Origin of the sequence: Mycobacterium sp. SMC-18, assembly GCF_045310895.1 — a bacterium.
In the GTDB taxonomy this organism is placed as follows: Bacteria; Actinomycetota; Actinomycetes; order Mycobacteriales; family Mycobacteriaceae; genus Mycobacterium.
The window spans coordinates 68,887-88,586 of the sequence record NZ_JBJIAL010000007.1 but is presented as its reverse complement, the minus strand read 5'-3'; the positions used below and the strand labels follow the sequence as shown (position 1 = coordinate 88,586).

The window sequence follows — 19,700 nt, the reverse complement described above, 5'->3', positions numbered from 1 at the left end:
ATTTCCGCAAGTATGGACCCATGACAACGCCTGATGTCCAAACGGTGATCGTCGGCGCCGGGTTCTCCGGGATCGGGGCCGGCATCCTGCTGGACCGGGCCGGGCTCGGTGACTACCAAATTCTCGAGGCCGGCTCGGGTCCCGGCGGTACCTGGTTCTGGAACACCTATCCCGGTGTCGCCGTGGATATCCCGTCGTTCTCGTACCAGTTCTCGTTCGAGCAGAGCGCCGATTGGTCGCGCACCTACGCCAAGGGCCACGAGCTCAAGGCCTACGCCGAGCACTGCGTCGACAAGTACGGGCTGCGGGACCGGATCCGGTTCGGCACCGAGGTCACCGGTGCCGAGTACGACGATGCCGCCGACCTGTGGCGCGTGCACACCAGCGGCGGCACCATCACCGCGCGGTTCCTGATCAACGGCAGCGGTGTCCTGACGGTGCCCAAGCCGCCGGACATCGACGGTGTCAACGACTTCGCGGGCATCACGCTGCACACCGCGCGCTGGGACAGCAGCATCGACCTGCGCGGCAAGCGGGTCGCGATCATCGGCACCGGGGCCTCGGCCGTCCAGGTGATCCCCGAGATCGCACCGGTCGTGGAGCACCTCACGGTATTTCAGCGGACGCCGATCTGGTGTTTCCCCAAGCTGGACCTACCGCTGCCCGCGGCCGCCCGGTGGGCGATGCGCGTCCCCGGCGGCAAGACCCTGCAGCGGCTGGCCAGCCAGGCCTACGTCGAGCTCACCTTCCCGCTGTCGGCGCAGTACTACAGCGTGTTCCCGTTGGCCGACGGTGCGGCCCGGATGGGCCGGTCGTTCCTGCGCCGCGAGGTGCACGACCCCGTGGTGCGCGACAAGCTCACGCCGCGCTACGCCGTCGGCTGTAAACGACCGGGGTTCCACAACACCTACCTCGCGACCTACAACCGCGAAAACGTAAGCCTGGTAACCGAATCCATCGAACGCATCACGCCCACGGGAGTACGCACCGCCGACGGGCCGGAGCACGAGGTGGACGTGCTGATCCTGGCCACCGGATTCAAGGTGATGGACGTCGACAGCGTGCCGACGTTCCCCGTCACCGGCGCCGGCGGTCATACCCTCGGCGAGTTCTGGGAGACGCAGCGGCTGCAGGCCTACGAGGGCGTCAGCATCCCCGGCTTCCCGAACTTCTTCACGGTGATGGGCCCGTACGGCTACGTGGGTTCGTCGTATTTCGCGCTGATCGAAGCCCAGACCCACCACATCGTGCGGTGTCTGCAGCGGGCGGAAAAGCTCGGCGCCCACCGCGTGGAGGTCTCGCAGGAAGCCAATGACCGGTACTTCGACGAGATGATGCGCAAGCGTCACCGCCAGGTGTTCTGGCAGGACAGCTGCCAGACGGCCAACAGCTACTACTTCGACAAGAACGGTGACGTGCCGCTGCGGCCCGCCACCACGGTGGAGGCCTACGTCCGCAGCCGCCGCTTCGACCTCGACGACTACGAGTTCAGCGCCTGAGGTCCGCGCCGGCACTCATATGAAAGTTCTTTGAACCCGGTAACTTTTCCGCATGCGTTCGCAGCGGCACGGCTATAGGCGCTGAATCGTCGGTACAGTCGCGGAGGTGACGACCCGGCCGATGCGATGGCGGACAGCGGCAGTGCTGCTCGTCGCGCTGCTCGGTCTCGGCCTGGGAATCCAGCTGGGTGCCAAGCCCGTTGCCACAGCGCACGCGCACGCCGCCCCCATGCTCGTCGCCCCCGGACACACGCTGCCGTCGGTGACCGCCGAACACCCGCACGCGCGGGACGGCTCGATCCTGCCGGCTCCGGAACTGTTCGCCACCGCGGGTCTCCCCCGGTCCGCCACCACCCTCCTGGCTCGCGGCCTGGTGGTGGCGCTGTGTGTCGCCACGGTGTGCTGGTGCGCGTCGAGGACGCTCACGAGCCGGGGCCCGCCCCGGCAGGTGGCTGTGCTCCACACCGGCCGGGCGGTCCTGACCCGGCTCTGCATCTCCCGACGCTGATCGGTCAGCGCAGGTCGGCCACTGTTCGTGGCTGATCGGTGTTCGCTGCCCGATCCCGCTACCGCACCGCGGCCTCAAGCGAAAAGTGATGCACCCATGAACAATTCGTCCAACCTCACCCTGCCCAGAAAACCCTCTCGACCGGCGTCGGGACCGTGCCGACTGGCCCGCTACGACCGGCCGGGCACCATGGTCGGCGGCACCCCGGTGCTGCGGATCGCCGCGCCCTTCACCACCGACGACCGCGGCTTCTGGGCCAAGCTCGAAGGCGTGAACCCCGGCGGTATGAAAGACCGGCCCGCCATGTACATGGTCGAACGCGGCCGGGCCCGCGGCGACCTGTTGCCCGGCGCCCGGATCGTCGAATCCACCAGCGGCACACTCGGACTCGGTCTGGCCCTGGCCGGCACCGTGTACGGGCACCCGGTCACGCTGGTGACCGATCCCGGCATGGAACCGATGATGCTGCGCATGCTGGCCGCGTACGGCGCCGACATCGACCTGGTCACCGAGCCCCACCCGACCGGCGGCTGGCAGCAGGCCCGCCGCGACCGGGTCGCGGAGATCCTGGCCGGTGACCCCACCGCGTGGTACCCCGACCAGTACAACAACCCCGACAACGTCGACGCGTACCGCGACCTCGCGCTCGAACTGCAGTCGCAGCTGGGCATCGTCGACATCCTGGTGTGCTCGGTGGGCACCGGCGGGCATTCGGCCGGGGTGGCAAAAGTGTTGCGGGAGTTCAATCCCGACCTGAAACTGATCGGCGTCGACACCATCGGGTCGACGATCTTCGGCCAGCCCGCGCAGAGCCGGCTGATGCGTGGCCTGGGGTCGAGCATCTACCCCGACAACGTCGACTACGCCGCGTTCTCGGAAGTGCACTGGGTGGCACCCGCCGAGGCAGTGTGGGCGTGCCGGGCACTGGCCTCGACAAGCTATGCCAGCAGCGGCTGGAGCGGCGGCGCGGTGGCGCTGGTCGCCGGCTGGGCGGCCCGCCACCACGACGCGGACACCACGATCGCCGCGATCTTTCCCGATGGGCCGCAACGGTATTTCGACACCGTCTACAACGACGACTACTGCCGCCGGCACCACCTCCTCGGCATCGAGCCGCCCGCCGAACCCGCGGTGATCGCGGACCACACTGAGCGCGTGGTGGATTCGTGGACCCGCTGCACCACGGTGCGCAGGCCCGAGGCTGCGACGCTCTGATGGAGGTGCTCACGCAGTTCCGCAGCTTCGGCTGGCCCAGCCGGGTGCTGATGCTCAACCAGTTCGGCATCAACCTCGGCTTCTACATGCTGATGCCGTACCTGGCCGGATATCTGGCCGGACCGCTCGGCCTGGCCGGCTGGGCCGTCGGCCTGGTGCTCGGGGTCCGGAACTTCTCGCAGCAGGGCATGTTCATCGTCGGTGGGACGTTGGCCGACCGGCTGGGCTACAAGCCGCTGATCGTGGCGGGCTGTCTGCTGCGCACGGCCGCGTTCGGCCTGCTCGCGGTCGCACAGTCGCTCCCGGCGTTGCTGATCGCCTCGGCGGCAACCGGTTTCGCGGGGGCACTTTTCAACCCGGCGGTGCGGGCCTACCTGGCCGCGGACTCCGGCGAGCGCCGGGTGGCGGCGTTCACGGTGTTCAACGTCTTCTATCAAGGCGGCATCCTCGCCGGCCCGCTCGTGGGCCTGGCCCTGATGGGACTGGACTTCCGGGTGACGGCGGGCATGGCGGCGGTGGTGTTCGCGGTGCTGACCATCGCGCAGCTGTTCGCACTACCGAAGGACCACGCCGATCATGCTGTCACCGAACGCGTCTCGGTCCTACACGACTGGCGCACCGTGCTCGCCAACCGCCCGTTCCTGCTGTTCGCGGCGTCCATGGTCGGCACCTATGTGGTGACGTTCCAGGTGTACCTCGCGTTGCCACTGCACGCCGGAGTGCTGTCGCCGCGCCACGAATCAGCCATCGTGGCGGCGGTTTTCGCCGTGTCGGGACTGGTCGCCATCGGCGGCCAGATCCGCATCACGGCCTGGTTCACGGCGCGCTACGGCCGCGCCCAGTCGCTGACCATCGGCGTGCTGGTGCTCGCAGCGGCGTTCGTCCCGCTCATCGTGGTGCCCGACGACCGCTGGGGGCAACCGGCCGCGGTGGCCGCGCTGTTGCTGACGGCCGCGCTGCTGGCCGTCGGCTCGGCCGCGATCTATCCGTTCGAGATGGACACCGTGGTGTCACTGGCCGGCGACCGGCTGGTCGCGACGTATTACGGCTTCTACAACACCATCGTCGGCGTCGGCATCCTGGTGGGAAATCTCGCCACGGGCGCGCTGATGGAGACGGCGCGTCACGCCGGCCGGCCGGCACTGGTCTGGGTGTCGCTCACGGCGATCAGCCTGCTGGTCGCGCTCGCCCTGTACCGAAGCCGCCGGCTGGAGCCGCAGCCGGTCGGCTGACCGAACGCAAAACTGCCCCTCGTCCAGCGACGAGGGGCAGTTTTGTGTGGTGCAGGTGCTAGACGGAAGCCTTCAGGTCGTCGACCTTGTCCAGCTGCTCCCACGGCAGTTCGATGTCGGTGCGGCCGAAGTGGCCGTACGCGGCGGTCGGCGCGTAGATCGGGCGCAGCAGGTCCAGATCGCGGATGATCGCGCCGGGACGCAGGTCGAAGACCGAGGTGATGGCCTTCTCGATGCGGGCCGGGTCGAAGTGCTCGGTGCCGAAGGTCTCGACGAACAGGCCCACCGGGGCGGCCTTGCCGATGGCGTAGGCGACCTGGACCTCGACGCGGTCGGCCAGGCCGGCGGCGACGACGTTCTTGGCCACCCAGCGCATCGCGTATGCCGCGCTGCGGTCCACCTTTGACGGGTCCTTGCCCGAGAAGGCGCCGCCGCCGTGGCGGGCCCAGCCGCCGTACGTGTCGACGATGATCTTGCGGCCGGTCAGGCCGGCGTCGCCCATCGGGCCGCCGACGACGAAGTTGCCGGTCGGGTTGACCAGCAGCCGGAAGTCGGAGGTGTCCATGGTGTCGTGGGCCAGGTCGGCCAGCACGGTCTCGACGACGTGGCGGCGGATGTCCGGGGCCAGCGTGCCGTCCAGGTCGACGCCCTCGGCGTGCTGCGTCGACAGCACCACGGTGTCCAGGCGGACCGGGACGTTGTCGCGGTACTCGATGGTGACCTGGGTCTTGCCGTCGGGCCGCAGGTAGTCGACCGTCTCGTTCTTGCGGACCTCGGTGAGGCGCCGCGACAGCCGGTGCGCCAGCGCGATGGGCAGCGGCATCAGCTCGGGGGTGTCGTTGATGGCGTAGCCGAACATCAGGCCCTGGTCGCCGGCGCCCTGGGCGTCCAGCGGATCGCCGGCACCCTCGACGCGCGCCTCGTGGGCAGTGTCGACGCCCGCGGCGATGTCCGGGGACTGCGCGCCGATGCCGATGTTCACACCACAGGTGGCGTAGTCGAAGCCCTTGTCGGAGTGGTCGTAGCCGATCTGGCGGATCCGGTCCCGGACGATCAGCGGGATGTCGGCAAACGCCTCCTTGGCGCTGGTGGTCACCTCGCCCACGACGTGCACCTGACCCGTGGTCACCAGGGTCTCCACCGCAACCCGCGACTTGGGATCCTGCGCGAGCAGCGCGTCCAGCACCGAATCGCTGATGGCGTCGCAGATCTTGTCCGGATGTCCTTCGGTCACTGACTCGCTGGTAAACAGCCGACCTTCACTCACGTCGCAAATCCCTTCCAAAACTTTAGTCCGCGCATAATATCCACGCCCGGCCAACAACTGTCGGGTACCCCTGCACAGCAAACCCGTTCCGCGGCGCGGTCAGGCGATGTTCATTCGTCCTTGCCGCGCAGGAAAGCCGTGATCGCATCGGCGATGCGACTGGCCATCAAGGTCTTGGACCCGTGCTCCAGCGCCGACTCGGCTCCGTCCGCCGCCAGCAACCAACCGTCGTTGACGTCGACCTCGAAGGCCCTGCCGTTCCCCACCGCGTTGACAACCAGCAGGTCACAGCCCTTGCGCTGCAGCTTCGCCCGGGCGTGGAACAGCACGTCGCCGTTGGCATCGCCGGTCTCGGCGGCGAATCCGACGATGGCGCGCAGGTTCGGCAGCTGACCGTCGGTGCGGGCGCGCACCGCGCCGGCGAGGATGTCGTCGGTCCGGGTCAGTTCGATGACGGGGGCGCCGTCGGTTTCGCCGGGGCCGTGCGTCTTTTTGATCTTGGTGGTCGCTACCTCGGTGGGACGGAAGTCCGCGACCGCGGCGGCCATCACGAGGACGTGTGCATCGGACACGTACTTGAACACCGCGTCCCGCAGCTGGGCTGCCGAGCTGATGTGCACGACATCGACGCCCGCCGGGTCGGCCAAGCCGACGGTGTTGCCGGCGATCAGGGTGACCTCGGCGCCGCGCTGGGCCATCACGCGCGCCACGGCGTAGCCCTGCTTTCCGGAGCTGCGGTTGCCGATGAAGCGCACCGGATCGATGGCCTCGCGGGTTCCGCCTGCGGTGACGACGACCTTGACGCCGGCCAGGTCGCGGGGCAGCGCGTCGCCGCGCTCCAGGAGCAGCTGGGCGAACGTGGTGATTTCTTCGGCCTCAGGCAGCCGTCCGGCACCGCTGTCGGCGCCGGTGAGACGCCCGGAGGCCGGGTCCAGCACGACGACGCCCCGACGCCGCAATGTCGCGACGTTGTCGACGGTGGCCGGGTGCATCCACATCTCGGTGTGCATCGCCGGGGCGAACAGCACCGGACAGCGCGCGGTGAGCAGCGTGGCCGTGAGCAGATCGTCGCCGCGCCCCGCCACCGCGCGCGCCATCAGGTCGGCGGTCGCCGGTGCGACCACGACCAGGTCGGCCTGCTGGCCGAACCGGACGTGCGGCACCTCGGAGACGTCCTCGAACACTCCCGTGTGCACGGGATTGCCGGACAGTGCTTCAAACGTGGCGGCGCCGACGAACTTGAGCGCCGACTCGGTCGGCACGACACGGACCGAATGCCCGGCCTCGCTCAGCTGACGAACCAGGGTGCACGCCTTGTAGGCGGCGATACCTCCGGCGACTCCGACGACGATGCGTTTGCGGTCGGCCATGTCCGGCGCCTACGCGGCCTTACTCGCCCTCGGTGTGCTCGAGCAGGTCGCCGTGGATCTCGCGCATGGCGATCGACAGCGGCTTCTCCTGCAGGCCCGGCTCGACCAGCGGGCCGACGTACTCGAGGATGCCGTCACCGAGCTGGTTGTAGTAGTCGTTGATCTGGCGCGCCCGCTTCGCGGCGTAGATGACCAGCGCGTACTTGCTCGACACCCGATCCAGCAGCTCGTCGATCGGCGGGTTGGTGATACCCAGCGGCGTGTCGTAGGCGATGGCGGCGTCGGAGTCGATGCTCTCGACAGTGGTGCTCACGAAGGATTCTCCCGGCGTTCGGTGTGAAGATTGGTGTCGCTATCAGCGATATCTGTGCGGTAAGGCGCAGACCGCTCAGCGGCCCACCAGCAAGGATACCAATTCTGCACAGGCGGATTCCAACTGACTGTTCACAACAGTCACATCGAAACTGTCCTGAGCGGCCAGTTCGGCCCGCGCGGTATCCAGGCGACGGGCCTGCACCTCGGCACTCTCGGTGCCGCGGCCGATGAGCCGGCTCTCCAGCGCCTCCCAGCTGGGTGGCGCGAGGAACACCGTCAGCACCTCGGGCATGGCTTCTTTGACGGCCCGGGCACCGGCCAGATCGACCTCGATGAGGACGGGCCGACCTGCGGCGATGGCTTCCCGCACCGGGCGGGCGGGGGTGCCGGAGCGCTGCAGTCCCCCGTGGATTTCGGCCCATTCGAGCAGCTCGCCGTCATCGATGAGGCGCTGGAACTCGTCGGCCGAGACGAATGTGTAGTCAACACCGTCGACCTCGCCCGGACGCGGTGCACGCGTCGTGGCGGAGACACTGAAATGCAGGTCGGGCACCCGCTCACGCAGGCAGCGCACGACCGTGGATTTGCCCACGGCAGAGGGGCCGGACAGCACAACAACACGGTTCATCGCCGTCCGGCCCCTACTGCTCGTCAGTCTTGCGTCAGATCAGGAAAAGTCGAACTTTTCCAGCAGGGCCTTGCGCTGACGGTCGCCCAGGCCGCGCAGACGGCGGGTCGGAGCGATCTCCAGCTCGGTCATGATCTCCTGAGCCTTGACCTTGCCGACCTTGGGCAGAGCTTCCAGCAGAGCGGAAACCTTCATCTTGCCGAGGACCTCGTCGGTCTCGGCGTCCGTCAGGACCTGCTTGAGGTTGGTGCCGCCGCGCTTGAGCCGGTCTTTCAACTCGGCACGTGCTCGACGTGCGGCAGCAGCCTTCTCCAACGCTGCCGCGCGCTGTTCGTCGGTCAACTGGGGAAGGGCCACGGGGTTCCTCCGATTCTCCGTCAAATAATTTCTGTCACGGCTGGGGTGAACCAGCCAGCGACGACCGTACCCACGCTTCCCGACAAGCGCTAACCCCACCCCCCGGGTAACGAAGCTAAAACCCCAGCGTGTAGTGCGAACGGCGGCCCCGGGTGGCCGCGAAGTGCAAGCTCGGCAAGACCCGTTTCGGGGCATCTTCGCCACAGATCTGCCTGCGTATCAAGGGTTTTGAGCACTCAGTGGGATGACCGCCGCGCGGCCGGTACCGCGCCCGGCCGATTTTCGGGCCGCCATCCGGGGTTTGTCAGGAAAATTTTCGCAGGTCACGGCGTGTCGGGCGTGTCGGTGGCGGGCCGAACCGGTCGGTGCACCGCCCGCGCGCCCGGAGGCCGATTTGGGCGGTTGAACCGCCCAAATCGAGGGCTTTTTGCCGGTTGGACGGCCGCTTCAGCACCCTCCGGCGCGGCCGGTGAAACACGGATGAGCGCCACCACGCAACCTCCGCAAACTCAGGCGCGGCGCGGACAACCGACTCGACCGGCCCGCCACACAACGCCCCGACGGTCGGTTTGCGACGAAACCGTTTCCCGCCCAACGTCTTCCCAGATGGACGCCTTCCCCACAGCCAACGATCAGCGCCGGGTGACCGAACCGTTGCGGCATACACAGCACACACCTAACGACGCCAAAGTGAGCGCACATTAGGCGGTCCTAACTTCAATGGCGAACCCATCACGAGGAGGACTGAGCAACGATGAACCTCAAACGAGCGTTGACCGCATCCACCCTGGCAGCCGGCATCGGCGTCGCCGGGCTGTTCGGCGTCGGCCTGGCCGGCGCGAACGCCGACCCGGGCTGCCCGCCGAACGCGCCGTGCGGCCAGCACGACAACCGCGGACCGGGTGACAACCGGGGCCCGGGTGACAACCGTGGCCCGGCGGCGCCGGTCGGCCGTGACGACAACTGGCACGACAACCAGGGCCGCGACTGGCAGCACCGCGGCATCGACGACGCCCGCTTCGACCACCAGCCGTTCGACTACAACGGCCAGTGGGTGAACCCGGTGTGGGACAACGGCCACAACGCGTGGGGCTTCTGGCTCGGCCCGATCTGGATTCCGCTGTGATCGCCACCCGCTGATCGTGCCCACCACGAGACGGCCCGCCACGTCCCGTGGTGGGCCGTCTCGTCGTCTTCCAGGCAGCGCGCGAAACCGGCTCCCACGCACGCACAGCAAACACCTAAGTACAGCTAATTGCACGCCCATCGAACCGCCATAGCGTCAGCGGTATGAAGATCAAGCAGGCAGTTACCGCATCCACCCTGGCAGCCGGCATCGGCGCCGCCGGACTGTTCGGCATCGGGCTGGCGACAGCGAGTGCCGACCCGTGGTGCGGGCCGGGCGCACCATGCTGGGGCCACGATGACCACCGCGACGACCGTGGCGGCTGGCAGCGCGGCGTCGACTGGCACCAGGACCGGGACGGCTGGCGCGACGATCGCGGCCGGGACTGGCGTGGCCGCGGCATCGATGACGGCCGGTTCGACCACCAGCCGTTCAGCTACAACGGTCAATGGGTGAACCCGGTGTTCGAGCCGCGATTCAGTGCGTGGGGCTTCTGGCTCGGCCCGATCTGGATTCCGCTGTGACCTGAGGTGCACGGCCGGTACGTTCATGCCGATGGCTGTCGCGTACCGGTTCCTGTGCGTCCTGATCCTGATGTTCGCCACCCTGACGGCGAACATCGCGGCGCCGGCATGGGCCTGCGGTTGCGGTGCCTACATTCCGGACCGCGCCGGCGCCGCCGTCGTCGACGAGCGGGCCCTGATCGCCTGGGATGGCAGCACCGAGGACATCCTGATGTCGTTCGGGGTGCGCGGCGCCTCGGATCGGGCCGCGTGGGTGATGCCCGTGCCGACGGCCGCGCGTGTCACGTTGGGCGATGCGGGAGTGTTCACCGAGCTGGCGCGTATCACCGCGCCGCGGACCGAATACCGGGACAGCTGGTGGCCCACCTTCGACTGGCTCACCGGGGGTTCACGGGGCGCGCTCGAGAGCGCGGGTGCGCGTCCCGGCAGCGTCAGCGTGCTGGGCAATCAGCGGATCGGCCCGTTCGACGTCACGCGCCTGGCCGGCGACGACCCCGCGGCCCTGGCCGGGTGGCTGACAGCCAAGGGCTTCCCTCACCCCGACGGCCTCGATGCCAACCTGGCCCCGTACGTCGCGGACCGCTGGGAGATCGTCGCGGTCCAGCTCGCCCCCGATGCCGCCGGCGCGACATTGTCGGGGAACTTGCAGCCCCTGCGGCTGTCGTTCGCCTCGGACACCGCCGTCTACCCGATGCGGCTGTCCCGGTCGGCGACGGCGCCGCAGCGGGTCGATCTGTACGTGCTGGCCGACCACCGGATGGATCCCCGCGCGGTGCCCGTGCCCGGCAACGCGCCGACGCTGCAGTACGCCGGACGTGTCGACACACCGGCGCTCGCCGAGTATCGGGGTCGCTATCTGACCAGGTGGACCGACTACCTCGATGAGCCGAAGCGCATCGACGGCGACTACACGTTCACGCGTGCGACGACCGATGCCGACTACGCACAGGTCATCTACCGGACCCGCAACCACGGCGACGTCACGGGCCTGGCCCTGCTCGCGGCCGCGGTCGCCGGCGCACTGCTGGTCACGGTGCTGTGGACGCGCCGCCGCAGGCGTCAGGCCAAGTAGGCGACAGCGTCGCGGAGCTTCTCCCCCGCGGCCCGCACGGCCGCGACATCCGGCCCGGCCCGCAGCACCTCACGCGACACCGCGGGCAGCAAGGTACCCGGCTGCGCGCCGCCGAGCCCGGCCAGCGCATCCGGGCGACCGCCCTGCGCGCCGACGCCGGGCATCAGCACCGGACCGCCGAGCTGCGACAGATCGGGGACCTCGGCCAGCGTGGCGCCGACGACGACGCCCACCGAGCCGTCGCCCGCGGCATTCACCGCAGCGACATCGTCGACGATCGCCTGCGCCACGGTGCGCTCGCCCGCCACCGCGCGCTGCACCGACGCACCCTCCGGATTGGACGTGGCGGCCAGTACGAACACCCCGCGGCCGTGGGCGGCCGCGACGTCGAGCAGCGGCTGCAGTGAGCCGAAGCCGAGGTACGGCGACGCCGTCACCGCATCGGCGGCCAGCGGCGAATCGCCCGCCCACGCCTGCGCGTAGGCGGCCATGGTCGAGCCGATGTCACCGCGCTTGGCGTCGGCCAGCACCAGGACGCCGGCCTCCCGCAGCCGGGCGATGGTCCGTTCCAGCACGACGAAGCCCGCCGAACCGTAGGCCTCGAAGAACGCGACCTGCGGCTTGACGATCGCGAAGCCCGCGAACGCCTCGACGCAGATGTCGCTGAACGCCGCGACACCGTCGGCCGACACCGGCAGACCCCAGGCACTCAAGAGCTCGGGGTGCGGGTCGATGCCCAGGCACAGCGGACCCCGCTGTGCCATGGCGGCCCGCAACCGCGAGCCGAAGCTCACTTCGCGCCCAACTGGCTGTGCAGCTCCTGCAGCGACCGCACGCCGATGTCGCCGCGGATACCGGCCTCGATGCCCTGCACTGCGGCCGACGCGCCCTGCACAGTCGTCACACACGGGATGCTGGCCGACACCGCAGCCGAGCGAATCTCGTAGCCGTCGATGCGCGGACCCGAGTTGCCGTACGGCGTGTTGATCACCATGTCGACCTCGCCGGCCTTGATGGCGTCGACCGCCGACATCGCCGGACGGTCCGGGCTGGGCTCTTCGAAGTTCTTGCGCACAACCTCGCACGGAATGCCGTTGCGGCGCAGCATCTCCGCGGTGCCCTCGGTGGCCAGCACCCGGAAGCCGAGGTCGGCCAGACGCTTGACCGGGAACACCAGCGAGCGCTTGTCGCGGTTGGCCACCGACACGAACACCGTGCCGCCCGAAGGCAGCGAGCCGTAGGCCGCGGTCTGGCTCTTGGCGAACGCGGTACCGAAATCGCTGTCGATACCCATGACCTCGCCGGTCGACTTCATCTCCGGCCCGAGCAGCGAATCCACCTGCGAGCCATCGGCTTTACGGAACCGGTGGAACGGCAGCACGGCTTCCTTCACCGCGATCGGCGCATTGGGCGCGACGCTGGCGCCGTCGCCCTCGGCAGCCAGGATGCCCTCGGCCCGCAGCTCGGCGATGGTGGCGCCCAACATGACCCGGGCGCAGGCCTTGGCCAGCGGCACCGCGGTGGCCTTCGACACGAAGGGCACCGTGCGGCTGGCGCGCGGGTTGGCCTCCAGGACGTAGAGCACGTCGTCCTTGAGCGCGTACTGCACGTTCAGCAGACCGACCACGCCGATGCCGTGGGCGATGGCCTCGGTGGCCTTGCGCACGGCCGCGATGTCGGTGCGGCCCAACGTGACCGGCGGCAGCGCACAGGCCGAGTCGCCGGAGTGGATGCCGGCTTCCTCGATGTGCTCCATCACGCCGCCGATGTAGACCTCGGTGCCGTCGCACAACGCGTCGACGTCGATCTCGATGGCGTCTTCCAGGAACCGGTCGACCAGCACGGGGTGTTCGGGCGAGAGCTCGGTGGCGCGCTCGATGTAGCCCTGCAGGGTCTGCTCGTCGTAGACGATCTCCATGCCGCGGCCGCCCAGCACGTACGACGGGCGCACCAGCACCGGGTAGCCGATGTCGGAAGCGATCCGGCGGGCCTGCTCGAAACTCGTTGCGGTGCCGAAGCGCGGAGCCGGCAACCCGGCCGCGCGCAGCACCTCACCGAACTCGCCGCGGTCCTCGGCCAGGTCGATGGCCTTGGGGCTGGTGCCGACGACGGGCACCCCGGCCTTCTCCAGCCGGTCGGCCAGGCCCAGCGGGGTCTGGCCACCGAGCTGCACGATCACGCCGACCACACCCGGGCCACCGGCGCCGGAGGCCTGCTCGGCGTGGTACACCTCGAGCACGTCCTCGAAGGTGAGCGGCTCGAAGTACAGCCGGTCGGCGGTGTCGTAGTCGGTCGAGACCGTCTCCGGGTTGCAGTTCACCATGACGGTCTCGAAACCGGCCTGGCTCAACGTGGTTGCCGCGTGCACGCAGCTGTAGTCGAACTCGATACCCTGCCCGATGCGGTTGGGGCCCGAGCCCAGGATCAGCACCTTGGGCTTCTCGGTCTGCGGGGCCACCTCCGTCTCGGCCGCCGGGTCCAGCTCGTAGCTGCTGTAGTGGTACGGCGTCTTGGCGTCGAACTCGGCCGCGCAGGTGTCGACGGTCTTGTACACCGGCCGGATGCCGAGCCGCTCACGCAGCGCGCGCACACCGGCCTCGCCCGCCAATTCCGGCCGCAGCGCGGCGATCTGGCGGTCGGACAGGCCGCTGTGCTTGGCGCGGCGAAGGAGGCGCTCGTTGAGCACGGGCGCGTCGACGAGTTCGCCGCGCAGCGCCACCAGCGTGGCGATCTGGTCGACGAACCACGGGTCCACACCCGAGGCCTCGGCGACGACCTCGACCGAACCGCCAAGGCGCAGCGCCTGTTCGATGTCGTACAGCCGGCCGTCGGTCGCGGTGCGCAGTCCGGTGAGCAGTTCGTCGAGCGTCTTGTCGGGATCGGTTCCGGTCCAGAACCCGGCGCGCTTGGTCTCCAGCGACCGCATCACCTTGCCGAGCGCCTCGATGAAGTTGCGGCCCAACGACATTGCCTCGCCCACCGACTTCATGGTGGTGGTCAGCGTCTGGTCGGCGCCGGGGAACTTCTCGAAGGCGAACCGCGGTGCCTTGACGACGACGTAGTCCAGGGTCGGCTCGAAACAGGCCGGGGTTTCCTTGGTGATGTCGTTGACGATCTCGTCCAGTGTGTAGCCGATGGCCAGCTTCGCGGCGATCTTGGCGATCGGGAAACCCGTTGCCTTGGAGGCCAATGCGCTCGACCGCGACACACGCGGGTTCATCTCGATGACGATGAGGCGGCCGTCGGCCGGGTTGATGGCGAACTGGATGTTGCAGCCACCGGTGTCGACGCCGACCTCGCGCAGGATCGCGATGCCGAGGTCACGCATGATCTGGTACTCGCGGTCGGTCAGGGTCATGGCCGGCGCGACGGTCACCGAGTCACCGGTGTGCACGCCCATCGGATCGAAGTTCTCGATCGAGCAGACGATCACGACGTTGTCGTGGTGATCGCGCATCAGCTCGAGCTCGTATTCCTTCCAGCCGTAGATCGATTCCTCGATCAGCACATTGGCGGAAGGCGATGCGGCCAGGCCGTCGCCGGCCATCCGCTCGACGTCCTCGTTGGTGTAGGCCATCCCCGAACCCAGGCCGCCCATGGTGAAGGACGGCCGGACCACGACCGGCAGGCCGAGGTCGGCGACGGTCTCGCGGACCTCGTCCATGGTGAAACAGACGCGGCTGCGGGCGGATTCGCCACCGACCTTGGCGACGATGTCCTTGAACTTCTGCCGGTCCTCGCCGCGCTGGATGGCATCGAAGTCCGCGCCGATCATCTCGACGCCGTACTTCTCGAGGACGCCGTTCTCGTGCAACGCGACCGCGGTGTTGAGCGCGGTCTGCCCGCCGAGGGTGGCGAGCACCGCGTCGATCTTGTTTCCACGCTCGGCCTGCTGCGCAAAAATCTTCTCGACGAATGCCGGGGTGATGGGCTCGACGTAGGTGTTGTCGGCGTACTCCGGGTCGGTCATGATCGTCGCCGGGTTGGAGTTGATCAGGCTGACCTGCAGTCCCTCGGCGCGCAGCACGCGACAGGCCTGGGTGCCCGAGTAGTCGAACTCGCAGGCCTGGCCGATGACGATCGGGCCGGACCCGATCACCAGGACGTGGTTGAGGTCTGAGCGGCGTGGCATTACTTCTCCCCTGCCATGAGATCGGCGAACTTGTCGAACAGGTACTCGGCGTCGTGCGGACCGGCCGCTGCCTCCGGGTGGTACTGCACCGAGAAGGCGCGCCCGTCGAGCAGCGAAACACCTTCCACCACACCGTCGTTGGCGCAGGTGTGGCTGACCACGGCGCGGCCGAACGGGGTGTCGAACTCTTCCCCGGCCTCGCCTTCCAGCGCGAAGCCGTGGTTCTGCGCGGTGATCGCGATGCGTCCGGTGGCCTGCTCCACCACCGGGATGTTGATACCGCGGTGGCCGAAGGTCATCTTGTAGGTCGAGCGACCGAGCGCACGGCCCAGAATCTGGTTGCCGAAGCAGATGCCGAACAACGGGATTCCGGCCGAGAGCACCTGCTGGGTGAACTCGACCATGTGGTCGGCGGTGGCCGGGTCACCCGGGCCGTTGGACAGGAACACGCCGTCGACCTTGAGGGCGGCGACCTCGTCGAACGTCACCGATGACGGCAGCACGTGGCTGCGGATGCCGCGGGCCGCGAAGTTGCGCGGGGTGTTGGTCTTGATCCCGAGGTCGATGGCCGCGATCGAGAAGCGCTCCGCACCAACGGGTTCGACGACGTAGCGGTCGCCAGTACTGACCTCGCCGGCCAGGTCGGCACCCAGCATCGACGGCTGGTTGCGGACGCGGTCCACCAGGGTGTCGATGTCGGCCAGGGCCGGGCCGGAGAAGACACCGGCCTTCATCGACCCGAAGTTGCGCAGGTGCCGCACGATGGCGCGGGTGTCGACGCCCGCGACACCGACGATGCCCTGGCGCACCAGTTCGTCGTCGAGGGTGCCGGTGGCGCGCCAGTTGGACGCCCGTGGCGACGGGTCGCGGACGACGTAGCCGGCAACCCAGATCTTGTCGTCGCGGCTCTCGTTGTCCTCGCCGTTCCAGCCGGTGTTGCCGATCTGCGGCGCGGTGGCCACCACGATCTGCCGGTGGTAGCTCGGGTCGGTCAGCGTCTCCTGGTAGCCGGACATGCCGGTGGAGAACACCGCCTCACCCAGTGTCTGGCCCACGGCGCCGAACGGTGTCCCGGTGAACACCCGGCCGTCCTCCAGCACCAGCACGGCGGTCTGGTCACTCGTCACTTACTGTCCTCCTCAACCCATTTGGCCAGTTCGCGACGGTCGTCGCTGCGGAATCCGGTATCGATTTCGGTACCCGACGGCAGCCGCCACCGGATGGCGAGAATCCCGTCGTACGTGAGCACCTTGCCGGCGATGGCCCGCTCGGTGCGGATCGCGGTGATGGATTCGTCGGGAATCCAGATCGGGCTGCCGCCCGTGAGTTGCAGCATGATGCCCTCGGGGTAGCGCGTCAGCACAGCCTTGCTGCGAAACCCGAGTGAGCCCACCGCGATTCGGTCCTGCCAGCTCGGCGCGAAGGTGCTGCCGATGTACATGCCCTTGGTGGCCGGCACGATCGCCGGTCCCACGGTGTCGGGCAGCGCGGGCAGCAGGCCAACGGCGCCGGCCTGCCGCTGCACCCGGTGCACCCAGCCCTTGAGCATCTGCCGGATCGCGAAGCCCAGCAGCACCACCACGACGGCGGCCAGCACCAGGTAGGTGATCAGAGTCCCTGTATTCACGCCGGACTGACCCCATCCCGCGCGGTCACCTTGCCGCGCAGCATCGTCAGCGTGACGGTGGCGGGCAGCGTCATCGACTCGTACGGCGTGTTGTCCGAGCGGCTGGCCAGGCCGGTGCCCTGCACCGTCCAGGTCGCGTCGGGGTCCACCACGGTCAGGTTGGCGGGTTCGCCGACCGCCAGCGGGCGACCCTGGTCGGGCAGGCCGACGATGGCGGCCGGGGCCTCGCTCATCACGCGGGCGACGTCGCGCCAGCTGAGCAGTCCGGGCGCCACCATGGTCTCGACCACCACCGACAGCGCGGTCTGCAGGCCGAGCATGCCGGGACGGGCGTGGGCGAACTCGCACATCTTCTCGTGCTCCGCATGCGGCGCGTGATCGGTTGCGACGCAGTCGATCACGCCATCGGCCAGCGCCTGCCGCAGCGCCTCGGCGTCACTGGCCTCGCGCAGCGGCGGGTTGACGCGGTTACGGCCGTCGTAGTCCGCGAGCCGGCTGTCGTCGAGCAGCAGGTGGTGCGGGGTGACCTCGGCGGTGATCGAAATACCCTGCGCCTTGGCCCATTTGATCAGCTCGACGGTGCCCGCGGTGGAGGCGTGGCAGATGTGCACCCGGGCACCGGCATCGCGGGCCAGGATCGCGTCGCGGGCCACGATGGACTCCTCGGCCGAGCGCGGCCAGCCGGCCAGTCCCAGCCGGGCGGCGTTCGGGCCCTCGTGGGCGACGGCGCCCACGGTCAGGCGCGGCTCCTCGGCGTGCTGCGCGATCAGAACTCCAAGTCCCGCAGCGTATTCCAATGCCCGGCGCATCACCAGCGGGTCATCGACGCAGATGCCGTCGTCGGAGAACATCCGGACCTGCCCGGCACCGGCGGCCATGAGGCCCATCTCGGTGAGCTGCTTGCCCTCGAGCCCGACGGTGACGGCGCCGACGGGGTGCACGTCGACCAGGCCGACCTGCTGTCCCCGGTGCCAGACGTGGTCGGTGACAACGACGGTGTCGGCGACCGGATCGGTGTTGGCCATGGCGAACACCGCGGTGTAACCGCCGAGTGCGGCTGCCGCCGAACCGGTTTCGATGTCCTCGGCGTACTCGCGGCCGGGCTCGCGCAGGTGGGTGTGCAGGTCGACGAAGCCGGGCAGCATGATCTGGCCGGCGGCGTCGATGACCTCGTCACCGGCCAGGCCTGTCCCGATTTCGGCGATCTGCCCGTCGGCGATCAACACGTCGACCGGATCACCCTCGCCGTACAGCCGGACCCCGTGAATGAGAACCGTCATGAGATCACCCCCACCCCTTCAGGCCCAGCACCCACGAGAAGCTGGAACAGCACTGCCATGCGAACATGCACCCCATTCGAAACCTGTTGCAGTACAGCTGATTGCGAAGAATCGGCGACCGACGAGGCGATCTCCATGCCGCGCAGCATCGGACCGGGGTGCAGCACCACCGTGTCCTCGCTCAACCCGGCCAGGCGCTTCTCGGACAGCCCGTAGCGCACCGAGTACTCGCGCGCCGACGGGAAGAACGCGCCGTTCATCCGCTCGGCCTGCACCCGCAGCATCAGGACCGCGTCGGCGGCCGGCAGTTCGGCGTCCAGGTCGTGCGAAACGGTCACCGGCCAGTCCGTGACCCCGACCGGCAGCAGCGTCGGCGGCGCCACCAGCACCACCTCGGCGCCCAGCGTCGACAGCAGCGAGACGTTGGAGCGCGCCACCCGGCTGTGCAGGATGTCGCCGACGATCACCACGCGCCGGCCCTCGAGACCGCCGAGGCGCTGGCGGATGGTCAGCGCGTCGAGCAGCGCCTGCGTCGGGTGTTCATGCGTGCCGTCGCCCGCGTTGATCACCGACGGCCCGCCGTGCTCTTCACGGGTCCACGCCGCAAGCTGTTGTGCCGCACCGGAAGCCGGGTGCCGGATGATCAGCGCATCGGCGCCCGCGGCGCGCAGGGTCAGCGCGGTGTCGCGCAGCGACTCCCCCTTGGCGACCGACGAGCCGGAGGCGCTGACGTTGATGACGTCGGCGCTCATCCACTTGCCGGCCACCTCGAACGACACCCGGGTACGGGTGGAGTTCTCGTAGAACATCGTGATGACGGTGCGGCCGCGCAACGTCGGGAGTTTCTTGACGTCGCGGCCCAGCAGTGCTTCGCGGAACTTGTCGGCGTCATCGAGGATGGCCGTCGCCGCATCGCGGCTCAGGTCCGAGGCGGACAGCAGATGCTTCACCTGGTGGGTCCTCCGTAGGGGGCAATGGAGACGTGGTCGTCTCCGCCGTCGGTCTCCGACAGCCGCACCTTGACGTTCTCACTGCGCGACGTCGGGACGTTCTTGCCGACGTAGTCGGCGCGGATGGGCAGCTCGCGGTGGCCGCGGTCGACGAGGACCGCCAGCTGCACCATGCGGGGGCGGCCGATGTCGCGCAGCGCGTCCAGAGCCGAGCGCACCGAGCGGCCGGAGTACAGCACGTCGTCGACGAGGATCACCGTCGCGTCGTCGATGCCGCCCTCCGGAATCGAGGTCGAGGCCAGTGCCCGCGGCGGTTTGAAGTTCAGGTCGTCGCGGTAGAGCGTGATGTCGAGCGCACCGGCCGGCAGCTCGACACCGGAGAATTCCTTGACCTTCTCGGCGATGCGGGCGGCCAGGGTGACGCCGCGCGTCGGGATGCCGAGCAACACCACGCGCGGGGCGTCGGGCGCGTCGAGCGCGGTCTTTTCGATGATCTGGTGCGCGATGCGCGAGATGGTCCGGCCGACGTCGGCAGCGGACAGCAATTCCCGGTCGGTGGAGTCACCCACGAGACACCGGACCTCCTTCTCCGCCTCTC

19 protein-coding genes are annotated in these 19,700 nt (G+C 68.9%); 7 read left to right on the top strand and 12 right to left on the bottom strand.

What is annotated here, in order from left to right; genetic code table 11:
- Positions 1-20: 20 nt before the first annotated feature.
- The 4 genes from ACJH6J_RS08560 to ACJH6J_RS08545 all read left to right on the top strand — a co-directional run bounded on the left by ACJH6J_RS08560 (position 21) and on the right by ACJH6J_RS08545 (position 4,454).
- The gene (locus tag ACJH6J_RS08560) at positions 21-1,499 is read left to right on the top strand and encodes an NAD(P)/FAD-dependent oxidoreductase (RefSeq protein ID WP_135356407.1); all 1,479 of its coding nucleotides are present in this window, start codon (positions 21-23) and stop codon (positions 1,497-1,499) included.
- 106 nt (positions 1,500-1,605) lie between these two features.
- Positions 1,606-2,007, top strand: a complete 402-nt coding sequence (locus ACJH6J_RS08555) for a hypothetical protein (RefSeq protein WP_131808840.1) — start codon at positions 1,606-1,608, stop codon at positions 2,005-2,007.
- Between the two features lie 189 nt (positions 2,008-2,196).
- The gene (locus ACJH6J_RS08550) at positions 2,197-3,222 is read left to right on the top strand and encodes a PLP-dependent cysteine synthase family protein (protein ID WP_234789774.1); all 1,026 of its coding nucleotides are present in this window, start codon (positions 2,197-2,199) and stop codon (positions 3,220-3,222) included.
- The gene (locus tag ACJH6J_RS08545; RefSeq protein ID WP_064860683.1) at positions 3,222-4,454 is read left to right on the top strand and encodes an MFS transporter; all 1,233 of its coding nucleotides are present in this window, start codon (positions 3,222-3,224) and stop codon (positions 4,452-4,454) included. The genes ACJH6J_RS08550 and ACJH6J_RS08545 overlap by 1 nt, the downstream gene beginning before the upstream one ends.
- 58 nt (positions 4,455-4,512) lie before the next feature.
- Here ACJH6J_RS08545 and metK read toward each other — a convergent pair whose 3' ends face one another.
- The 5 genes from metK to mihF form a co-directional block, all read right to left on the bottom strand.
- Positions 4,513-5,721 carry a methionine adenosyltransferase gene (metK, locus tag ACJH6J_RS08540; protein WP_406803813.1) on the bottom strand — a complete coding sequence of 403 codons (1,209 nt, stop codon included), beginning with the start codon at positions 5,719-5,721 and terminating at the stop codon, positions 4,513-4,515.
- A 110-nt stretch (positions 5,722-5,831) separates the two neighbouring features.
- Positions 5,832-7,091: a bifunctional phosphopantothenoylcysteine decarboxylase/phosphopantothenate--cysteine ligase CoaBC gene (coaBC, locus tag ACJH6J_RS08535; protein ID WP_212811545.1), complete on the bottom strand. Its 1,260-nt coding sequence runs from the start codon at positions 7,089-7,091 to the stop codon at positions 5,832-5,834.
- A gap of 19 nt (positions 7,092-7,110) precedes the next feature.
- Positions 7,111-7,404, bottom strand: coding sequence for a DNA-directed RNA polymerase subunit omega (gene rpoZ, locus ACJH6J_RS08530; RefSeq protein ID WP_020101623.1), 294 nt, complete (start codon positions 7,402-7,404; stop codon positions 7,111-7,113).
- 75 nt (positions 7,405-7,479) lie between these two features.
- Positions 7,480-8,034, bottom strand: a complete 555-nt coding sequence (gmk, locus tag ACJH6J_RS08525) for a guanylate kinase (protein WP_090562820.1) — start codon at positions 8,032-8,034, stop codon at positions 7,480-7,482.
- A 39-nt stretch (positions 8,035-8,073) separates the two neighbouring features.
- Positions 8,074-8,391 (bottom strand): integration host factor, actinobacterial type, encoded by a 318-nt coding sequence (mihF, locus tag ACJH6J_RS08520; RefSeq protein WP_011894593.1) that lies wholly within the window; start codon positions 8,389-8,391, stop codon positions 8,074-8,076.
- A 754-nt stretch (positions 8,392-9,145) separates the two neighbouring features.
- Here mihF and ACJH6J_RS08515 point away from each other — a divergent pair.
- The 3 genes from ACJH6J_RS08515 (at position 9,146) to ACJH6J_RS08505 (ending at position 11,113) form a co-directional block, all read left to right on the top strand.
- On the top strand, positions 9,146-9,517 hold the full coding sequence (locus ACJH6J_RS08515) for a hypothetical protein (RefSeq protein WP_212811547.1): 372 nt from the start codon (positions 9,146-9,148) through the stop codon (positions 9,515-9,517).
- Between the two features lie 164 nt (positions 9,518-9,681).
- The gene (locus ACJH6J_RS08510; protein WP_212811548.1) at positions 9,682-10,041 is read left to right on the top strand and encodes a hypothetical protein; all 360 of its coding nucleotides are present in this window, start codon (positions 9,682-9,684) and stop codon (positions 10,039-10,041) included.
- A 31-nt stretch (positions 10,042-10,072) separates the two neighbouring features.
- Positions 10,073-11,113, top strand: coding sequence for a DUF2330 domain-containing protein (locus ACJH6J_RS08505; protein WP_406803812.1), 1,041 nt, complete (start codon positions 10,073-10,075; stop codon positions 11,111-11,113).
- Here ACJH6J_RS08505 and pyrF read toward each other — a convergent pair.
- Genes pyrF through pyrR form a run of 7 tightly spaced genes read right to left on the bottom strand, consistent with a single transcriptional unit; the run spans position 11,101 to position 19,671 of the window.
- Positions 11,101-11,907 (bottom strand): orotidine-5'-phosphate decarboxylase, encoded by an 807-nt coding sequence (pyrF, locus tag ACJH6J_RS08500; RefSeq protein ID WP_406803811.1) that lies wholly within the window; start codon positions 11,905-11,907, stop codon positions 11,101-11,103. The genes ACJH6J_RS08505 and pyrF overlap by 13 nt on opposite strands.
- Positions 11,904-15,245 (bottom strand): carbamoyl-phosphate synthase large subunit, encoded by a 3,342-nt coding sequence (gene carB, locus ACJH6J_RS08495; RefSeq protein ID WP_212811551.1) that lies wholly within the window; start codon positions 15,243-15,245, stop codon positions 11,904-11,906. Before carB ends, pyrF begins: the two co-directional genes overlap by 4 nt.
- Positions 15,245-16,372 carry a glutamine-hydrolyzing carbamoyl-phosphate synthase small subunit gene (gene carA, locus ACJH6J_RS08490; protein WP_212811552.1) on the bottom strand — a complete coding sequence of 376 codons (1,128 nt, stop codon included), beginning with the start codon at positions 16,370-16,372 and terminating at the stop codon, positions 15,245-15,247. The genes carB and carA overlap by 1 nt, the downstream gene beginning before the upstream one ends.
- Complete coding sequence (locus ACJH6J_RS08485) at positions 16,369-16,872, bottom strand: transporter (protein ID WP_212811553.1); 504 nt, start codon at positions 16,870-16,872, stop codon at positions 16,369-16,371. Before ACJH6J_RS08485 ends, carA begins: the two co-directional genes overlap by 4 nt.
- Positions 16,869-18,152, bottom strand: a complete 1,284-nt coding sequence (locus tag ACJH6J_RS08480; protein ID WP_406803810.1) for a dihydroorotase — start codon at positions 18,150-18,152, stop codon at positions 16,869-16,871. Before ACJH6J_RS08480 ends, ACJH6J_RS08485 begins: the two co-directional genes overlap by 4 nt.
- Positions 18,149-19,102: an aspartate carbamoyltransferase catalytic subunit gene (locus ACJH6J_RS08475; RefSeq protein ID WP_212811555.1), complete on the bottom strand. Its 954-nt coding sequence runs from the start codon at positions 19,100-19,102 to the stop codon at positions 18,149-18,151. The genes ACJH6J_RS08480 and ACJH6J_RS08475 overlap by 4 nt, the downstream gene beginning before the upstream one ends.
- Positions 19,099-19,671 carry a bifunctional pyr operon transcriptional regulator/uracil phosphoribosyltransferase PyrR gene (pyrR, locus tag ACJH6J_RS08470; protein ID WP_020101634.1) on the bottom strand — a complete coding sequence of 191 codons (573 nt, stop codon included), beginning with the start codon at positions 19,669-19,671 and terminating at the stop codon, positions 19,099-19,101. Before pyrR ends, ACJH6J_RS08475 begins: the two co-directional genes overlap by 4 nt.
- Positions 19,672-19,700: the final 29 nt, after the last annotated feature.

Coding starts and splice junctions, on each gene's coding strand:
- ACJH6J_RS08550 (WP_234789774.1), top strand. CDS start 2,197: ATGGTCGGCGGCACCCCGGTGCTGCGGATCGCCGCGCCCTTCACCACC.
- ACJH6J_RS08560 (WP_135356407.1), top strand. CDS start 21: ATGACAACGCCTGATGTCCAAACGGTGATCGTCGGCGCCGGGTTCTCC.
- ACJH6J_RS08510 (WP_212811548.1), top strand. CDS start 9,682: ATGAAGATCAAGCAGGCAGTTACCGCATCCACCCTGGCAGCCGGCATC.
- ACJH6J_RS08505 (WP_406803812.1), top strand. CDS start 10,073: ATGGCTGTCGCGTACCGGTTCCTGTGCGTCCTGATCCTGATGTTCGCC.
- coaBC (WP_212811545.1), bottom strand. CDS start 7,091: ATGGCCGACCGCAAACGCATCGTCGTCGGAGTCGCCGGAGGTATCGCC.
- ACJH6J_RS08545 (WP_064860683.1), top strand. CDS start 3,222: ATGGAGGTGCTCACGCAGTTCCGCAGCTTCGGCTGGCCCAGCCGGGTG.
- carB (WP_212811551.1), bottom strand. CDS start 15,245: ATGCCACGCCGCTCAGACCTCAACCACGTCCTGGTGATCGGGTCCGGC.
- gmk (WP_090562820.1), bottom strand. CDS start 8,034: ATGAACCGTGTTGTTGTGCTGTCCGGCCCCTCTGCCGTGGGCAAATCC.
- ACJH6J_RS08480 (WP_406803810.1), bottom strand. CDS start 18,152: ATGACGGTTCTCATTCACGGGGTCCGGCTGTACGGCGAGGGTGATCCG.
- ACJH6J_RS08515 (WP_212811547.1), top strand. CDS start 9,146: ATGAACCTCAAACGAGCGTTGACCGCATCCACCCTGGCAGCCGGCATC.